Source organism: Streptomyces sp. NPDC048197, assembly GCF_043202395.1.
GTDB classification, from domain to species: Bacteria; Actinomycetota; Actinomycetes; order Streptomycetales; family Streptomycetaceae; genus Streptomyces; species Streptomyces siderophoricus.
Window position 1 is genome coordinate 412,644 of record NZ_JBIDAJ010000001.1, and the last position, 16,903, is coordinate 429,546.

The following is a 16,903-nucleotide window of genomic DNA, read 5'->3' on the forward strand; positions in this document are numbered from 1 at the left end:
CGGAACGAGCAGCAGTGCGCCCGGAGTGAGCAGCCGTGTGCATGGAACGGGCGGCGGTTGGTCCGGAGCGAGCAGCGGTGGGTCCGGCTCCACCGCGTCACTCCCGTCCCACAATCGGCCACCGGGCAGCAGCATCGCGTCAAGTAGGGGCCACAACTCGTCAATGACGCGTCAGCATCCGGCGGAGGGGTCCGTTCTCCGGGCATAGCGTCGGCAGAGCCGAGCCCCGGCATACGCATCGTCATCCACCGGTCCGGGGCCGCCGATGTCCCGTTCGAGGAGCAACGCCGTGTCCCACCATCTCTACGCGGAAGATCCCGAGCCCTCCGATCGCATCCCGGCCGGGCCTCTGTTCGTCCCCGTCCGGTCGGGCCCCGCGGGCTGTACGGCCCGCCTGTTCCGCACCGCGCTCGGCGGGCGTACCGCCGTCGGCTTCACCTCGGCCCAACGCCTGGCCGCGGCCCTCGGCGGCGGCCAGCCGTGGGTCAGGCTCTCCGAGCCGGCCCTGCGGGCGCTCGCCGAGCCCCTCGGGGCGACGGCCCTGACCGTCGATCCCCGTCTCACTCCGGAGGCCCCCCGCGCCACCCGCGCCCCGGGCGCACCACGCGTGCCCCAGGCGGCCCGGACAGCGGGCGCCTCGCACCTGGCCCAGGCGTCCCGTACGCCGCACCTGCGGGCCGTCTGAGAGGGGCGAACACACCATGAGCCACAGCACCCTGCCCCGCACCGCCCAGGAGCCCGGCACCCCGACACCGCCCGCGGCCCCCGGGCCTCTCACCGCCCCGGCACCGGCTGCGACCGCCGGCCCCCTCACCGCCCCGGCACCAGCGGCCGCACCCGCGCCCTCACCGGCACCGGCACCGGCACCGACACCGGCCCCCACCGACCCCCTGAGGGACACGCTGCCCGATCCGCTGCCCGATCCACTGTCGGATGCACGGCCCGATCCGCTGCCCGATGCACTCCCCACCCCGCCGTCCGACCCGCTCTCCGTCTGGCCCGGCTCCACGTTGCCGCACGGCCCCGGTGACCTCACCCTCGGCGGCGTCCCGCTGACCGAACTGGCCGACCGCTTCGGTACCCCCGCCTACGTGGTGGACGAGGACGAGGTGCGCCACCGCTGCCGCGCCTACCTCCGGGCCTTCCCCGACGCCGACGTCTTCTACGCGGCCAAGGCGTTCCTCTGTCGCGCCATGGTCCACTGGGTGCACGAAGAGGGCCTCGGCCTGGACGTCTGCTCCGCGGGCGAACTGGAACTCGCCGTCACCACCGGCTTCCCGCCCGGGCGGATCGTGCTGCACGGCAACGCCAAGAGCCCGGCGGACCTGGGGGCCGCGCTCCGGCTCGGCGTCGGGCGGATCGTCATCGACTCCACCTCCGAGATCGCCCGGCTGGCCGCGGCGGTCCCGGCCGGTACGCGCCAGAAGGTGCTGATCCGGGTCGTTCCGGGAATCGCCGCGGGCGGTCACGCCAAGGTCCGGACCGGGACCGACGACCAGAAGTTCGGGCTGTCGATCGCGGACGGTTCCGCACAGCACGCCATCACCCGGGTCCTCGGCCAGCCGCGCCTCGAACTCACCGGTCTGCACTGCCACTTGGGCTCCCAGATCACCACCGTCAAGCCGTATCTGTCGGCCGTACGGCGGCTGGTCGGCCTGCTGGCACGGATCCGCGAACAGCACGGTGTCACCCTGCCCGAGCTGGACCTCGGCGGCGGGCACGGCGTCGCGTACCGGCCCGGCGAGCCCGCGCTCGACATCGCCGCGCTCGGCGCCCGGATCCGCGCCGAGCTGGCACGCGGCTGTGCGGCGGCCGGACTGCCGGTGCCCCGGCTCGCCGTCGAACCCGGCCGCGCGATCGTCGGCCCGTCCGGAGTCGTCCTCTACCGGGTGCTGTCCGTCAAGCGCACCGGGACGCACCTCTTCGTGGCGGTGGACGGCGGGATGAGCGACAACCCGCGGCCCGCGCTGTACGGGGTGCGCTACGCGCCCCGGCTGGTCGGCCGGTCCTCGTCGGCCGCCCCGGAACGGGTCACCGTCGTCGGCCGGCACTGCGCGGCCGGCGACGTACTGGCCGCCGACGCCCGGCTGCCCGGCGACCTCCGCCCCGGCGACCTGCTCGCCGTGCCCGTGGCCGGCGCGTATCACCTCTCCATGGCCTCCGGCTACAACCTCGTCGGCCGCCCTCCGGTCGTCGCCGTCACCTCAGGCACCGCCCGCCTCCTCGTCCGCCGTGAATCCCTGGCGGACATCCAGGAACGCGATATCGGTCTGTGAGGTCTGGGCGGGGTGGGGATCGCTCCCTGAACGCCACCCATCCTCTGCCCGCTGCCCGCTGCCCGCTGCCCGGGCGAGACTGCCCCGCTGCCCGGGGCAGTCAAGCCGAGGCAGTACCCCCGCAACTTCCATGTACCATGAACCCATATTTGTAGGATGACTGGGCAACTGGCGGGTGACTGAGCAGGGGCGGCCAACCGCGCCCCCGCCCCGAGCAACAGGAAAAGGCAAGGGCAAACGGAGATGGCACTGCAGGCGGCGGGACGGCGATCCCTCGTGGACACCGTGGTCGAAGCGCTGCGGGCCCAGCTGACGGCCGGGGAGTGGCCGGTCGGCTCGCGGATCCCCACCGAGCACGCGCTCGCCGAGCAGTTGCAGGTCGGCCGCAACACCGTGCGCGAGGCCGTCCGGGTCCTCGTGCACGCCGGGATGCTGCGCTCGCGGCAGGGCGAGGGAACCTTCGTCGTCTCCACCGCGGACCCGGGCGACATCCTGCGCGGGGTGCGGCGGGCCGGTATCCGCGACGTGCTGGAGCTGCGGATCGCACTGGAGGCGGAGGCCGCCCGGCTGGCCGCGCTCCGGCACCGCCCGGACGACCTGGAGCGGATGCGCGCGGCCCTGGACGCCCAGGCCGAGCTGGCGGACGCGTCCGGCCAGCCCGGCTCCGGCAGCCTGGAGCTCTACGCCGATCACGACATCGCCTTCCACAAAGCCGTCGTCGACGCCGCCCACAACACCGCGCTGACCGCGACCTACGGCTGGTTCAGCAGCTCCGTACGGGAGGCGCTGGTCAGCGCGCTGGACGACCAGGCGATGCCGAAGATCGTGCACGGCGACCACCGCGCCGTTCTGGACGCGATCGCCGCGGGCGACCCGGACGCCGCGGAGCGGGCCACCCGCGACCTGCTGGAGAAGCCGAAACGGGCCGTAGAAGCCCTGCTCGGCGAACCACCCGCACCCACGCCACACGCCTGACCCCCTGGCTCCCGCTTCCCCCTCCTCCCGGTCTCCCCAGCCCCCGCTTCCCCCTTTCTTTCTCTCCGTTCCCGTAACGCTTGGCGAGGTATGTACGCATGTCAGGATCTCGACCCGCTGCTCCGTCGAGCCCGGACGCTCGGCTGATCGATGCCGAGGAGGATCTCGTCGCGGCACCGGCGGTCGCCGCGGCCCGGCGCCGGCTGCGGACCGTCCATCCGGCGCTCGTGCTGGCCGGGATCGTCCTCGCCGCGCTCAACATGCGGGCGGCGCTCGCCGGGGTGTCGCCGCTGCTCGGGGAGATCGGCACGCACTTCCATCTGCCCGCCACCATCAGCAGCCTGGTGACCACCATCCCGCTGATCTTCATGGGACTGGGCTCGGTCGTCGCACCCGCACTGGCCCGGCGCTGGGGCACCGAGACCGTGCTGTGCGGGGCGCTGGTGACGCTGTGCGGCGGCATCGTGCTGCGGATCGCGCCGCCGGTGGTCGCCCTGTTCGCCGGCTGCGCGGTGGTCGGTGCGGCCATCGCCCTGCTGAACGTGCTGATGCCCGGCCTGATCAAGCGGGACTTCCCGGACCGGGCCGCCGGGATGACGGCGCTGTACTCGACCGCGATGATCCTCGGCGCGACCGTCTCCGCCGCCACGGCCGTACCGCTGGAGAGCGCGCTCGGCGGCTGGCAGGGGTCGCTGGTCTCCTGGGCGCTGCTGGCCGCCGTCGCCGCGGTGGTCTGGGTCCCGCAGGCGGTACTGGCGCGGCGCGGCACCCGGCACGGCGCCGCCGCGGCCACGCCCGCGCACCCGGCCGGGCGCGGCCCGAAGCTCGCCCGCTCGCCGCTCGCCTGGCAGGTCACGCTGTTCATGGGCTCGCAATCGCTGGTCGCCTACGTGGTCATCGCCTGGATGCCGACGATCTTCACCGACCACGGGATGGGCAAGGGCGAAGCGGGGCTGGTCTTCGCGTTCAGCACGCTGCTGCAGATGGCCGGTTCGTTCGTGGTGCCGGTGCTGGCGGGGCGGATGCGGCGGCAGCGGCTGCTGGGTGTGGCAGTGTCCGCCCTGATGGCCTGCGGCGTCGTCGGACTGCTCATGGCGCCGGTGGCGGGTGCCTGGCTGTGGGCGGCGCTGCTCGGGGTCGGGCAGGGCGGTGCGCTGGGGCTGGCCCTGACGATGATGGTGCTGCGCTCCGGCGACGCCCATACGGCCGCCCGCCTTTCCGGTATGGCGCAGACCGGTGGCTACCTCCTCGCCGCCGTCGGCCCCCTCGCCCTCGGCGCCGTCCACCAGCTGACCAACGGCTGGACCGTCCCCCTCCTCCTCCTGCTCACCGTCTGCGCCGGCCTGGCCCTGCTCGCCATGGGCGCCGGCCGCAACCGCCGCATCGGGGAGACGGCACCGTACACACCCTGACGACGTACACCGGGCCCACCCTGCCGAGCACGGCGCCGCTCGGTGGGCGCGCCTGGCAGGGGCCCGGGAGCCTCGTACGGCTGGCGGGCGCTCGCACCCGGCCCGACGGCACACGACGGGCGACGGGTAGCCACCGAGCCGAGGGCAGGCGCGAGCGAAGGTGGCGGGTGGCGAGCAGCGGTGGCGGTGGCGACCGGCAAATCGCAGGCGACAGCCAGCGGACGGCATCCATCCACCGCGCTGACGGCAATGGCCAGGCATCGGGCCACCACCCTTACGGAACAGCCCGGCGGTGACGTCTCGTGTGGGCGGGGGATGGCGGGCCGGTGAACGATCTCCGTCGTTGGCAACGATCCGGGGGTGGCCGCCCGGGGGCCCGGGGGGCGTGGCTTACCGTGCCTCCATGAGCGATGTTCAGCACACCGATCACCGGCCGGGCCCGCGGTTCTCCCGCGCCGGCCGGCTCATCGTGGTGGCCGTGCTGGCCGTCCTGGTCGTCCTCGCCGTGGTCCTGGTGACCCGGCTGCTGCGGGAACGGGCGAACGAGGAGACCTTGACCGTCCCCGAGGGCCGGCGGGCCGCCCAGATCTACGCCGCCGCGGACAAGGCCCTCCACCTGCCCGGCGGGTCCACGGCGAAGGCCGCCAAGACGGCGCACCTCCCGCTGCCGGCCGAGGCGAAGGGCAACCCGGAGGGCTACCTCTTCCCGGCGACGTATCCGATCCGCTCGGACACCACCCCGGCGTCGTTGCTCTCGTACATGGTCAAGACCGGCAACCAGCGGCTCGCCGAGGACCACATCACCTCCTACCGGACGGTGGTGATCGCCAGCATCGTGCAGGCGGAGGCGGACCGGCCAGCCGACATGGGCAAGGTCGCGCGGGTGATCAACAACCGGCTGGCCCGGCACATGCCGCTGCAGATGGACTCGACGATCAATTACGCGCTGGGCCGCAGCACACTCCGCACCAGCCATGCCGACACCCGCACCGAGAGCCCGTACAACACCTACCGCTACGAGGGCCTGCCGCCCACCCCGATCGACAACCCCGGAGCGGACGCCCTCAAGGCGGCCGGCGCGCCGCCCGCGGGTGACTGGCTGTACTTCGTCACCGTCAAACCGGGCGACACCCGCTTCACCGCCGACTACCAGGAGCACCTGAAGAACGTGCAGGAGTTCAACGACCGGCAGAAGAACGGCGGCGGCGCCTAGGCCCAGGCCGCAGGAGCAGCCGGTGGGACAGCCGGCACCGGATCGGCGCTCTACTCCTCGCCCGCCAGGGTGAGTGCCTTCAGCCGGCGGCCGGCGTACCAGGTCGCGGCGGCGGTGAGGGCAACCAACATCCCTATGGCAAGAGGCAGTTGGACGGCCGAGGTGATCGCTCCTTCGGCGGCGGTCTGCTGGCCGATGGCGAGGGCCCACTGCTGGATGCTGAGGGTTCGCGCGCCGGGCACGAGGTTGCCGACCAGCGCCTCCCAGACCAGGGCGTAGACCAGCCCGAAGACCACGGCGTGCCGGGTGATCGTGCCGAAGAGGAGGAAGAGCGCACTGTAGGCGACCGCGGCGACGGCCGCGGACACGGCGTACCCGACCGCTATCTGCTGGCTGTTGCCGTTCAGCAGGAAGCCGGCGAGCAGCACGGGGAGGGCGGAGAAGGCGACCGTGACGCCGATCGCGACCAGCAGTTTGGTGAAGATGATCGTCGGCCGGGGAACCGGCTTGGACAGCAGGTAGACCACCGATCCGTCGTCGATCTCCGGTCCGATCGCGCCGGTGCCGGCGATGACGCCGATCAGCGGCACCATCGTGCCCAGGGCGAAGCCGCCCAGGATGCCGCCGGCGGTGGTGTCATCGGCGCCGGCCAGGACACGGACGGCCACCGCGATGACGATGAGCAGGGCGGGCAGCACGAAGAGGATCAGGGCCCGCCGCCGGCCGAGCAGGGCACGGTAGGTGAGCCGGGCGACGGTCGGGTGGAACAGCGAGGCCCGGGGCGCGGCGGCCGGTGCCGGCGGGGCGGTCGGGGTGGTCGTGCTCGTGGACATGCGTCAGGGCTCCTTTCAGCCTCAGGCCGCTACGAGGTAGGAGAAGACGGATTCCAGCGATTCGTCGGAGGGCGAGACGGTCAGCAGTCGGATGCCGTGGTCGCGGGCGACCCGCGGCAGGAGTTCGGTGAAGCGGCCGAAGTCGACCGCCTGGATGCGCAGTCCGCCCTCGACGAGATCGACCTCGATCCCGGACGTCGAGGGGTCGGCGATCAGCGCGCCCGCCAGCGCCCGGTCGTCGTCGGACCGGACGAGATAGCGGTGCGGGCGGTCGGTCATCAGCCGGCGGATCTTGCGGAAGTCGCCGGACGCGGCGTGCCGGCCGGCGACCACCACCTCGATGTGCGAGGCGAGTTGCTCGACCTCCTCCAGGATGTGCGAGGAGAACAGGACCGTGCGCCCCTCGTCGCCCATCCGGCGCAGCAGTTCCATCAGCTGCATCCGCTGGCGCGGGTCCATGCCGTTGAAAGGCTCGTCGAGCAGCAGCACAGACGGGTCGTGGACCAGCGCGGAGGCCATCTTCACGCGCTGCCGCATGCCCTTGCTGTACGTGGCGATCTTGCGGTCCTGGGCGTACTCCATCTCCACGGTGGCCAGCGCCCGGGCCGCCTCCCGCCGCCCGAGGCCGTGCAACTCGGCGTTGGCCACGACGAATTCGCGCCCGGTGAGGAAGTCGTACATCGCCTCGCGCTCCGGGACGATGCCGATGTGACGGTAGATGCCGGCGTTGCGCCAGATCGTCGTCCCGTCGAGGGTGACCGAGCCGTTGGAGGGGGCGAGGAAGCCACCCATCATGTTGATCAGCGTGGACTTGCCGGCGCCGTTGGGGCCGAGCAGGCCGGTCACGCCGGGGCCGATGGTCATCGTGATGTCGTTGACGGCCACGACATTGCCGAACCAGCGCGAGGCGTGGTCGATGTGGAGGGTGCTCATAGACCGGCCTTCCGGTAGCGGCGCATCAGCAGGGCATAGCAGCCGGCGATGGCGATCAGGGTGACGAGGAGGTAGACGAACCCGGCGCCGGTCGACGGCGCGAGCCCGTTGGGGAAGGAGCTGCTCCCGCCGAGGAACGTGGACTGCACCCCGTCGATGAGCGTGATGGGGGAGAACAGTCCGAGCCAGCCGACGGCGGCCTCGTTGCCCTGGACGAAGGCGATGCCCTGGACCGCGCTCACCGCGCCGTACGGGATGGTGAGGACGGCGATCACGGCGGCGACGCCGAAGCCGCGACGCGGGGTGAGCGCGGAGACGACCAGCCCTATCCCGGCGAACAGCAGCGACAGCAGCACCACGGAGACCAGCCCTTGGGCGAAGCCCTTGGTCTGCTCGAGGAAGTCCATCTTCGCCAGCAGCGCACCGACGTAGAGGACGAGCAGCGGGGCGGCGGTGAGGACGAACAGGGCGCTCGCCATCGCCGCGAACTTCGAGGCCACGTAGTCGCCGCGCTCGATGGGGCGGGAGAAATACAGCGGCACGGTCTTGAAGCGCAGGTCCCGGGAGACCGACTGCGGGGCCTGGGCGGCCAGATAGAGGCCGATGACGGCCTGGAGGTAGATGGCGTAGCGGGTGTAGCCGACCGGGAGGCTGCCGGCCTTGGTGAACACCGCGACCGCGACCATGATCGCGGCGGGCAGGCACATCACCGCGAAGAGCAGCATCGGCAGCACCTTGCTCTTGGCCGAGCGGCCGAGGCCATAGGCGCCGCGCAGGCTCTGCGAGAAGAGCGACCGGCGGGCATAGGCGCGGCCCAGCCGCGGGCCGTCGTAATGGCGGTAGCCGATGTTGTGGATGGAGGCGCCGGGTGGGGCGGTGGATGCCGGGGTCATGGGCTCAGGCGACATCGTGGGCGCCTCCTTCCTGGGTGGCGTACGGGGCGCCCGGGGCGCCTGCGGGGGTGGGGGTGGATTGGGCCCGGTCCGCGTCGCGGAAGACCTCGGCGATCTGGTGGCGGCGCTGTTCCATCCGGATCAGGCCGAGTCCGAGTCCGGCGACGGTGTCCCGCACCAGGTCGTAGGTCTGCTCACCGGCCGCCTCGACGAACAGGAGGTGCCCGGAGGAGGGGAGGCCGCCGGCGCCCTGGGTGCCGGCCGTCACCGCGACGCCGGCGGCGGCCAGGGCCGCGCGCAGCGCCTCGGTGCCGTCCGGGTGGGCCTCGGTGTCCGTGACCTCCACCGCGAGGGAGGTCGTGACCTGCGTGAACTCATCGGTGGCGGAGGACCGCAGCAGCTTGCCGCCGTCGATGACGACGACGTGGTCGCAGGTGCGCTCCAGCTCGCCGAGGAGGTGCGAGGTCACGAGGACGGAGATGCCGAAGTCGGTGTGGACCCGCCGGATCAGGCCGAGCATCTCGTCCCGGCCGGCCGGGTCGAGGCCGTTGGTGGGCTCGTCGAGGAACACCAGCTGCGGGTCGTGGACCAGCGCCTGGGCCAGCTTCACCCGCTGCTTCATGCCCGTCGAGTAGCCGCCGATGGGGCGGTAGCGCTCCTCGTAGAGGCCGACGTGGCGCAGGGTGTCGGCGGTGCGCTCGCGGGCGGCGGTCGGCGGCAGTCCCGACATCCGGGCCATGTGCACGACGAACTCGGTGGCCGAGACGTCCGGCGGCAGGCAGTCGTGCTCGGGCATGTAGCCGACCCGCTCGCGGATGGCGTTGCCGTCCTTGGCCACGTCCAGGCCGAGGACGCGCGCCGATCCCTCGCTGGCCGGGGCCAGTCCGAGCAGGATCTTGATCAGGGTGGACTTTCCGGCGCCGTTGGCACCCACCAGGCCCGTCACGCCGGGGGCGATGTCAACGGAGAGCCGGTCCAGAGCGGTCACCCGCGGGTACCGCTTGCTCAGGCTTTCGGTCACGATCACAGTCACGTCTTCGACGGTAGTGGCGCCCGCCACACCGGTCGTCAACCCACAAGTCGGTATCCGCATCCCCCTGCGGTATTACGAGCCCGTAGGGGTCTCGTGCTTTGAGCGGCCCTCGTCTCAGGGTCGGGCACCTAGGGGCGGGCCGTCCGGCTTCCGCCTGCCGGGTGCGTCGGCCCCCTTGACGCCGCCGCTGGTCATTGTCACATTCATCAGTGTCAAGTTACGGGCGCGTACCGCGATGAACGGCTCACGGACGGACGGTTGGCGATGGCCCCAGTCACCACAGCGACCTCAGCAGCAGCCGGCGAACTCACCGCAGAGCTAAGGGGGTTCAGAGAGGTCCAGCGGCTCGCCTACGCCTGCGCGGAGGCCGTGGCCGCCCAGCTCAGGCCCGGGATCACCGAGCGCGCGGCGGCGCGGATGCAGCGTGAGTGGCTGCGCGAGCGCGGGGTGCGGGACTGGTTCCACCTGCCGTTCGCCTGGTTCGGCGACCGCACCGCGTTCGTCAACTTCCGGGTACCGCTGCAGTTCTTCCCCACCCACCGCGAGCTGGAACCGGGGATGCCCTTCATCCTCGACATGGCCCCCGTCCACCAGGGCTTCACCGCCGACATCGGCTACTCCGGCTGCCTCGGCCTCAACCCCGTGCACGACAAGCTGCTCGCCGACCTGGAGGCGCACCGCGATCTCATCCTGCGCGAGGTCCGCGAACGCCGCCCGCTGCGGGAGATCTACCACGACGTCGACCGGCTCATGGTGCGGCAGGGCTATGCCAACCGCCATCGCGCCTACCCCTTCGGCGTCATCGCGCACAAGATCGACCGGGTCCGGCAGCGCCGCTGGTCCCCCACCCTCTTCGGGTTCGGCACCCAGTCCCTCAAGGGCCTCGCGTCCGATGCGCTGCACGGCCACCGGGACGGCTGGTCCCCGCTGTGGAGCCCGTACACCTTTTCCGACCATCCGCCGCAGCCGGGGCTGTGGGCGGTCGAACCCCACCTCGGGTTCCGGGGCACCGGCGCGAAGTTCGAGGAGATCCTGGTCGTGACGGACTCCAAGGACCCCCAGGAAAGCGCTTTTTGGCTGGACGACGATCTGCCGCATGTGCGGCGCTGGCAGGAGGAGAAGGCCGCGTGAAGACGGGACGTGGACGGGGACGGGACGCGGCTGCGGGCCGCGGCCAGGAGCGGGGCCGGACGCAGGGCGGGGCGCCGGGCCAGGCCTCTGGCGGGGCTGTGGGCCGGGCATCGGGCGGGGGGCCTGGGCTCGCCGGGGCGACGGAGCGCTGGGTGCACACCGGCGGCGTGGAGTTGTGCATCGCCGAGCTGGGCGACCGGGAGCACCCCACGGTGGTGCTGGTGCACGGCTATCCGGACAGCAAGGAGGTATGGTCCGAGGTGGCCCGCCAGCTGGCCGACCGCTTCCATGTGGTGCTCTACGACGTCCGGGGCTGCGGCCGGTCCACCGCCCCGCGGCCGCTGCACGGTGGCTTCACCCTGGAGAAGCTGACCGACGATTTCCTGGCCGTCGCCGACGCCGTCAGCCCCGACCGCCCGGTGCACGTCGTGGGCCACGACTGGGGCTCGGTGCAGGCCTGGGAGTTCGCCACCGTGCGCCGCACGGAGGGCCGGATCGCCTCCTTCACGTCCATGTCGGGGCCGTCGCTGGACCACTTCGGCCACTGGATCAAGAAGCGGATGGTGCGGCCCACCCCGCGCCGTACCGCCCAGCTCCTCAACCAGGGCGCCAAGTCCTGGTACGTCTACCTGCTGCACACACCTGTGCTGCCCGAACTGGCCTGGAAGGGCCCGCTCGGCAAGCGCTGGCCGGGAATCCTGCAGCGGGTGGAGAAGGTGCCGGCCGGGGACTACCCGACCGCCTCGCTGCCCACCGACGCGGCCCACGGCGCCTGGCTCTACCGCGACAACGTCCGCGCCCGGCTCCGCCGCCCGCGCGCCGACGCCTACGCGCACTGCCCGGTCCAGCTGATCACCCCCACCGGGGACGCCTTCCTCTCCCAGCGGCTCTACGACGACCTGGAGCAGTGGGCGCCGCAGCTCGTCCGCCGCACCCTCCCGGCCAAGCACTGGGTCCCCCGCACCCGCCCGGACCAACTGGTCTCCTGGATCACCGAGTTCGTCACCGCCAAGGAGGAGGGCGATCCGGCGAAGCAGGGCGCGGCCCGTGGTCCGTACGCCGACCGGTTCGGCGGCCAGCTGGTGCTGGTGACCGGCGCAGCCAGCGGCATCGGCCGGGCCACCGCGTTCGCCTTCGCGGAAGCCGGCGCCCGGATCGTCGCCGTCGACCGGGACGCGGACGGCGCGGCGCGGACCGCCGAGCTGGCCCGTCTGATCGGCGCCCCGCAGGCCTGGCCCGAGGTCGTCGACGTCGCGGACGAGGCCGCCATGGAGAAGCTCGCCGACAAGGTCGACGCCGAGTACGGCCCCGTGGACGTGCTGGTGAACAACGCCGGGATCGGCCTGTCCGGCTCCTTCCTGCAGACCACCACCGACGACTGGAAGAAGGTGCTGGACGTCAATCTGTGGGGGGTCATCCACGGCTGCCGGATCTTCGGCAAGCGGATGGCCGACCGCGGTCAGGGCGGCCACATCGTCAACACCGCCTCGGCGGCCGCCTTCCAGCCGTCGAAGGTGCTGCCCGCCTACAGCACCTCCAAGGCCGCGGTCCTGATGCTCAGCGAGTGCCTGCGCGCCGAACTGGCCGGGCAGGGCATCGGCGTCTCGGCCATCTGCCCCGGGCTGGTCAACACCCCCATCACCAGCACTGCCCGTTTCGCCGGGGTGTCGGCCGAGGAGGAGAAGCGCCGCCAGGCCAAGGCCGCGCGGATGTACGGACTGCGCAACTACCCGCCGGAGAAGGTCGCCGACGCCGTTCTGCGGGCGGTGGTCCGCAACCAGGCGGTGGTGCCCGTCACCCCCGAGGCCCGCGGCGCCCATCTCCTGTCGCGCTTCGCCCCGCGGGCCCTGCGCGCCCTCGCCCGGATCGAGCCGCGGCTGTAGTCCGCACCCGGCCAGCAGGAGCCCCCAGCGACCGGCGATTGCCGAGAGCCGGACAACTGCGCATGTCAGGAGCCGCGCATGAGTACCTCACCCCTTCAGGAGCAGCACCACCCGATCACCCCGCGCCGGGTCTCGTTCGACCGGCGGGCGACACCGCTGCGGTGGATACCCGACGAGCCCACCGCGACCCAGGTCATCAACGTGCTGCACCTGCTGCTGCCGGCCGGGGAGCGGTGGTTCGTCAAGGTCTTCAAGGAGGCCCTGCCGCTGGTCCGGGACGAGCAGCTCCTCGGGGACGTCAAGGGCTTCATGGGCCAGGAGGCCACCCACAGCGTCCAGCACTCCTACGTCCTCGACCATCTGGCCCACCAGGGCCTGGACACCGGCCCCTACACCCGGCACATCGACTTCCTCTTCGAGCGTCTGCTGGGCGACCGGCCGCCACTCGGCGCCCCCGTCCCGGAACGGGAGTGGCTGCGCTTCCGGCTCTCCCTGATCGCCGCCATCGAGCAGTTCACCGCAGTGCTCGGGAACTGGGTGCTGGCTGCCGGCGGCCTCGACCGGGCCGGGCCCGACCCGGTCATGCTCGACCTGCTGCGCCGGCACGGCGCGGAGGAGGTCGAGCACCGGGCGGTCACCTTCGACATGGACCAGCACACCGGCGGCGAGGAGCCCGGCCGGTACGCCCGCAGGGTGCTCGGCAGGGCCGTCACCGCCCCGTGCTGCTCCACCTCTGGGCCTGGGGCGCGGCCTACCTCCTCCGGCACGACCCGCAGCTCGCCGCCCGCTCCCGCTACTCACTGCGGGAGCACAACCGGGCCGTCCGTAAGGGGCTGCTCCCTACCTGGCGTGAGCTGGGAACGGCGATACCGCGCTATCTGCGGCGGTCGTACCATCCCTCGCAGGAAGGGTCGCTGCGCGCGGCCGTCGCCTGTCTGGCGTCCTCGCCGGCCACCCGGGCCGCGGCGGGCGCGGTGGGCCGCGCGGCCGTCTCGTAACGCGCGGCCGACGGAGGAGGAGCACCGCAGTGACCGAGCAACCGCCGGCGGCCGCAGCCCGTCCGGCCGAGTACCGCATCGACGACCTGGCCCACCTCAGCGGTGCCACGGTCCGGACGATCCGCGCCTATCAGGACCGCGGGCTGCTCCCCCGCCCGGAACGCCGCGGCCGCGCCAACGTCTACGGCACGGCCCATCTGGCCCGGCTGCGCCAGATCGCCGATCTGCTGGACCGCGGCTACACCCTCGCCAGCATCAAGGAGCTCCTCCAGGCCTGGGACGCCGGTCTCGACCTCGGCGGGGTGCTGGGGCTGGTCGCCGAGATCGACGGGCCGTGGACCGACGAGCAGGCGTCCCGGATCAGCCGCACCGACCTGGACGCGGCCTTCGGGGGCGCCTCCGACGAGGCGGCGGTCGCCGAGGCCGTCGAGCTGGGTGTCCTGGAACGGCTTCCGGGGCGGGACGACGAGTTCCTCGTGCCCAGCCCGCAGGAGCTCGCCGTCGCCGCCGAGCTGCACTCCGCGGGTGTCCCCCTGCCGGCGATCTCCGCCCATCTCCGTGAACTGCGCGGCCAGGTCGAACACATCGCCTCGCGCTTCCTGGACTTCACCACCGAGCACCTCTTCCGACAGTTCCTGGACCATCCGCCCACCGACGCCGAGGCGGCCGAGGCTGCTGCCCTCGTCCGCCGGCTGCGGCCACTGGCCCAGCAGACCGTCGATGCCGAACTCGCCCGCGCCATGCGGACCCTGGCCACCCGCTACCTCCGCCGGCACCTCAACGAGGCGCTGCCCGCGGAGCTCCACGGGCCGAGGGCCACCGCCCCACCGGCAGGCTCCGGGCCGGTCACGGACCCCCGTACCGCGACCGACCCGAACCCTGCTCCCGGCCCCGCCCCTGAGGCCCCGGCGGGCCCTGGGCCGCAGCCGGCCACCTCGGCCTGCTTCGGGGCCGACGCCGAGGCGGTGGCGCTGCCCGCCGACGCCGTGGCGGCCGTACGGGCCCTGGTGGGCCCCGAGCACACCGCGGCGTTCATCGCGGCCGCCGCCCGGCGCGAGGTGCAGGCCCGCACCATGGACGCCTTGGTCCCGAACGGCCCCCATGCCCCGCCCGAGGGCGCCACGGACGCCGACCCGCGCACCGAGTCCCCGCCCGGCACCTGAGCCGGCAGCCCGACAGGCGTGCCACTTCGCGCTCTTCAGTTCTCAAGAAGCGTGCGATCGCGGTTATTCCGCCCCGGATGCACAACCTGGCGGGACATCTCGGCGCCTCGTCGGCTCAACGTGCGGGGTCCGGCAGCCAGTTGCCGTGGAAGCCGTACGGCACCCGCTGCGGCAGATGGACCGTGGCCACCGGGGCGGCGGATATGTCCTCGGCGTCGAGGACAACCAGATCGCTGGTGTCGGTGGTCGCGTCGTAGACGTAGGTCAGCAGCCAGCCCGGTCCGCCCGGACGGTCGTCCGCCGGGGCGAAGACCGCCTCGCCCGGGGTGCGGCCCGGACCGAAGTCATGGCGGACCACCGCTCCGGTCTCCAGGTCGTAGCGGAGCAGGGCGCCGGGTATGTGACCCGTCCCCGGGGCCTCGGCGACGGTGGCGTGGCCGAAGCGGGCCCGCTGCCCCACGAGGCGGTCGTCCACCCGCGGGAACTCGCAGTACTGGTCGTCGAGCTGCTCCTCGGCGACCGTGCCGGAGGTCAGGTCGATCGTCCAGCGCCACAGGCAGGACGGCTTTCTGCCGGTGAAGTCGGGATAGCGGGAGACATGGAGGACGATCCGCTGGTCGCCGTCGTCATGGGCGTTCAGCGCATGGAAGACGTAGCAGGGGTCGATGGGCAGCCAGCGGACCTCGCCGTACGGGTCGTCCCGGCGCAGCACGCCCAGCCGTGCGCCGTACTCCGGGTCCCAGCGGTAGGGCATTCCGGGGCGGCGGTGGGCGTCGAAGACCATCGGGAGGTCCATGAAGATGACATGGCGCTCGGTGAGATGGAAGTCGTGCATCATCGTGTGCGCCGTGACGTCGATGGGGCGGCTGATCACCAACTCCCCGTCCGCATCGGCCCGGTGGTAGGTCAGATAGGGCGGCCTGGCCCCGCCGTATCCGAAGAAGTGCAGCTCGCCGGTGGTCGGGCAGGTCTTGGGGTGCGCGGTCATCGCGGTGGTGAGCCGTCCGCCGAAGTCATGGACACCCAGGGTCTCCAGCTCGTGGCCGGGGCGGCAGTCGATTTCGTACGGGAACGACGACTCGACGAGCGCGAGGGTACGGCCGGCGTGCCGGACGACATGGGTGTTGGCCACGCCCGCCGACAGATTGCGGCGGCCCTGGGCATCGCGGGGCGGCACTCCGTCGGTGAAGGTCGAGGTACGGACCCAGCGGTTGCGGTAGGAGACGGCCCGGCCGCCCTCCAGGCGGAGCCCGTGGACCATGCCGTCACCGAAGAACCAGTGCGGTGTGGCGGCGTCCCGCGGGTTGGGGCCGTTGCGCAGGAACCAGCCGCTGAGCTCGGGCGGCAGGGTCCCGGTGACCGGGAGGTCGTAGGCGGTCAACTCCTCGGCGACCGGGGCGAAGTTGCCGGCCAGGTGCGGAGCGGGGGCGGCGGAGGCGGACGGGGTGGTCGGGGAGGTGGTGGTCATGACGCCAGACCTTCCTGGATGCCGGCCTGCGCGGCGGCCTGCTGCTCGAAGCGGGCCCGGGCCCGGTCGGGGTAGCTGGAGGTGAAGCGGACGGGGAGGACGAAGCCGGCGACCTGGATGAGGACCGAGTAGACCGTGTCCAGCTCGTAGGCGGAGACCAGGGCCTGGGCGGCCGCGGTGAGGGTGAAGGAGAGCGCCCAGGCGGCCGTGAGCACGACGTTGATACGGCGGAACAGCGGGGTGTGCCAGACCTCCGGCGGAGCCATCCGGCGTGCGATGCCCATCGTGAAGGGCCGCCGGACCGCTATCGACACCCAGGCGATGAGCGCCAGCCAGCCCATCGAGAGCGCGCTGCCGTACAACCGGAGGCCGCTGTCGGGGCGGGCGAAGGCCAGCGCGGACAGGGCGGCGAAGAAGACGATCGTGCCGTACTCCAGCACGCGGTGGTCCAGTGCAAGGCCCGCCGCCCGGTCGGCGACGAGCAGCGCGACGGCCGACAGCAGACCGGCGAGCGCACCCCACTGCCAGCCGATCGTGGACACTCCCGCGAAGACCAGCCACGGCACGAAGCCCCGCAGATAGTTCATGTCTCCCCCTCTTGGTCCGCGGCCGCACGACCGGCGCTCTTCGCCGTCCGCATCCCCGCCGCACATTCCAACTTCGACATGTCGAATGTAGAAGGTCTCCCTTTG

The 16,903-nt window shown here is 72.5% G+C and carries 14 protein-coding genes and 1 pseudogene; 9 read left to right on the forward strand and 6 right to left on the reverse strand.

Translation table 11 applies throughout. The features are described from left to right. The first annotated feature begins 289 nt into the window (after nucleotides 1-289). From ACGF4C_RS01870 to mltG, 5 genes are all read left to right on the forward strand, one after another. On the forward strand, nucleotides 290-685 hold the full coding sequence (locus tag ACGF4C_RS01870; protein WP_393562459.1) for an SAV_915 family protein: 396 nt from the start codon (nucleotides 290-292) through the stop codon (nucleotides 683-685). A gap of 16 nt (nucleotides 686-701) precedes the next feature. After that, on the forward strand, nucleotides 702-2,276 hold the full coding sequence (gene lysA / locus ACGF4C_RS01875; RefSeq protein ID WP_393562460.1) for a diaminopimelate decarboxylase: 1,575 nt from the start codon (nucleotides 702-704) through the stop codon (nucleotides 2,274-2,276). Between the two features lie 243 nt (nucleotides 2,277-2,519). After that, nucleotides 2,520-3,251 carry a FadR/GntR family transcriptional regulator gene (locus ACGF4C_RS01880; RefSeq protein WP_393562462.1) on the forward strand — a complete coding sequence of 244 codons (732 nt, stop codon included), beginning with the start codon at nucleotides 2,520-2,522 and terminating at the stop codon, nucleotides 3,249-3,251. A 98-nt stretch (nucleotides 3,252-3,349) separates the two neighbouring features. Continuing rightward, entirely contained in the window at nucleotides 3,350-4,663 is a 1,314-nt protein-coding gene (locus ACGF4C_RS01885; protein WP_393562464.1) for a CynX/NimT family MFS transporter, read from the forward strand. Nucleotides 4,664-5,066: 403 nt separating this feature from the next. Beyond that, complete coding sequence (gene mltG, locus ACGF4C_RS01890; RefSeq protein ID WP_393562466.1) at nucleotides 5,067-5,876, forward strand: endolytic transglycosylase MltG; 810 nt, start codon at nucleotides 5,067-5,069, stop codon at nucleotides 5,874-5,876. A gap of 50 nt (nucleotides 5,877-5,926) precedes the next feature. Here mltG and ACGF4C_RS01895 read toward each other — a convergent pair whose 3' ends face one another. From ACGF4C_RS01895 to ACGF4C_RS01910, 4 genes are all read right to left on the reverse strand, one after another. After that, nucleotides 5,927-6,646, reverse strand: a complete 720-nt coding sequence (locus ACGF4C_RS01895) for an ABC transporter permease subunit (protein ID WP_393562833.1) — start codon at nucleotides 6,644-6,646, stop codon at nucleotides 5,927-5,929. Nucleotides 6,647-6,730: 84 nt separating this feature from the next. Then, nucleotides 6,731-7,642, reverse strand: coding sequence for an ABC transporter ATP-binding protein (locus tag ACGF4C_RS01900; protein ID WP_393562468.1), 912 nt, complete (start codon nucleotides 7,640-7,642; stop codon nucleotides 6,731-6,733). After that, nucleotides 7,639-8,535, reverse strand: coding sequence for an ABC transporter permease (locus ACGF4C_RS01905; protein WP_393562470.1), 897 nt, complete (start codon nucleotides 8,533-8,535; stop codon nucleotides 7,639-7,641). Before ACGF4C_RS01905 ends, ACGF4C_RS01900 begins: the two co-directional genes overlap by 4 nt. Before the next feature lie 4 nt (nucleotides 8,536-8,539). Next, nucleotides 8,540-9,628, reverse strand: a complete 1,089-nt coding sequence (locus ACGF4C_RS01910; protein ID WP_393562472.1) for an ABC transporter ATP-binding protein — start codon at nucleotides 9,626-9,628, stop codon at nucleotides 8,540-8,542. 204 nt (nucleotides 9,629-9,832) lie between these two features. Here ACGF4C_RS01910 and ACGF4C_RS01915 point away from each other — a divergent pair, with 204 nt between their 5' ends. The 4 genes and pseudogenes from ACGF4C_RS01915 (at nucleotide 9,833) to ACGF4C_RS01930 (ending at nucleotide 14,743) form a co-directional block, all read left to right on the forward strand. Further along, entirely contained in the window at nucleotides 9,833-10,699 is an 867-nt protein-coding gene (locus ACGF4C_RS01915) for a M24 family metallopeptidase (protein ID WP_393562474.1), read from the forward strand. 152 nt (nucleotides 10,700-10,851) lie between these two features. Beyond that, a complete protein-coding gene (locus tag ACGF4C_RS01920; protein ID WP_393562475.1) occupies nucleotides 10,852-12,582 on the forward strand; it encodes an SDR family oxidoreductase in 1,731 nt (576 codons plus the stop codon). 78 nt (nucleotides 12,583-12,660) lie between these two features. Continuing rightward, a pseudogene (locus ACGF4C_RS01925) lies at nucleotides 12,661-13,580 on the forward strand (metal-dependent hydrolase). A 29-nt stretch (nucleotides 13,581-13,609) separates the two neighbouring features. After that, the gene (locus ACGF4C_RS01930) at nucleotides 13,610-14,743 is read left to right on the forward strand and encodes a MerR family transcriptional regulator (RefSeq protein ID WP_393562476.1); all 1,134 of its coding nucleotides are present in this window, start codon (nucleotides 13,610-13,612) and stop codon (nucleotides 14,741-14,743) included. Nucleotides 14,744-14,858: 115 nt separating this feature from the next. On the opposite strand, the gene ACGF4C_RS01935 is transcribed toward ACGF4C_RS01930, so the two are convergent. Further along, on the reverse strand, nucleotides 14,859-16,211 hold the full coding sequence (locus tag ACGF4C_RS01935) for a carotenoid oxygenase family protein (protein WP_393562478.1): 1,353 nt from the start codon (nucleotides 16,209-16,211) through the stop codon (nucleotides 14,859-14,861). After that, a complete protein-coding gene (locus ACGF4C_RS01940; RefSeq protein ID WP_393562480.1) occupies nucleotides 16,208-16,798 on the reverse strand; it encodes a hypothetical protein in 591 nt (196 codons plus the stop codon). Before ACGF4C_RS01940 ends, ACGF4C_RS01935 begins: the two co-directional genes overlap by 4 nt. Between the last annotated feature and the right edge of the window lie 105 nt (nucleotides 16,799-16,903).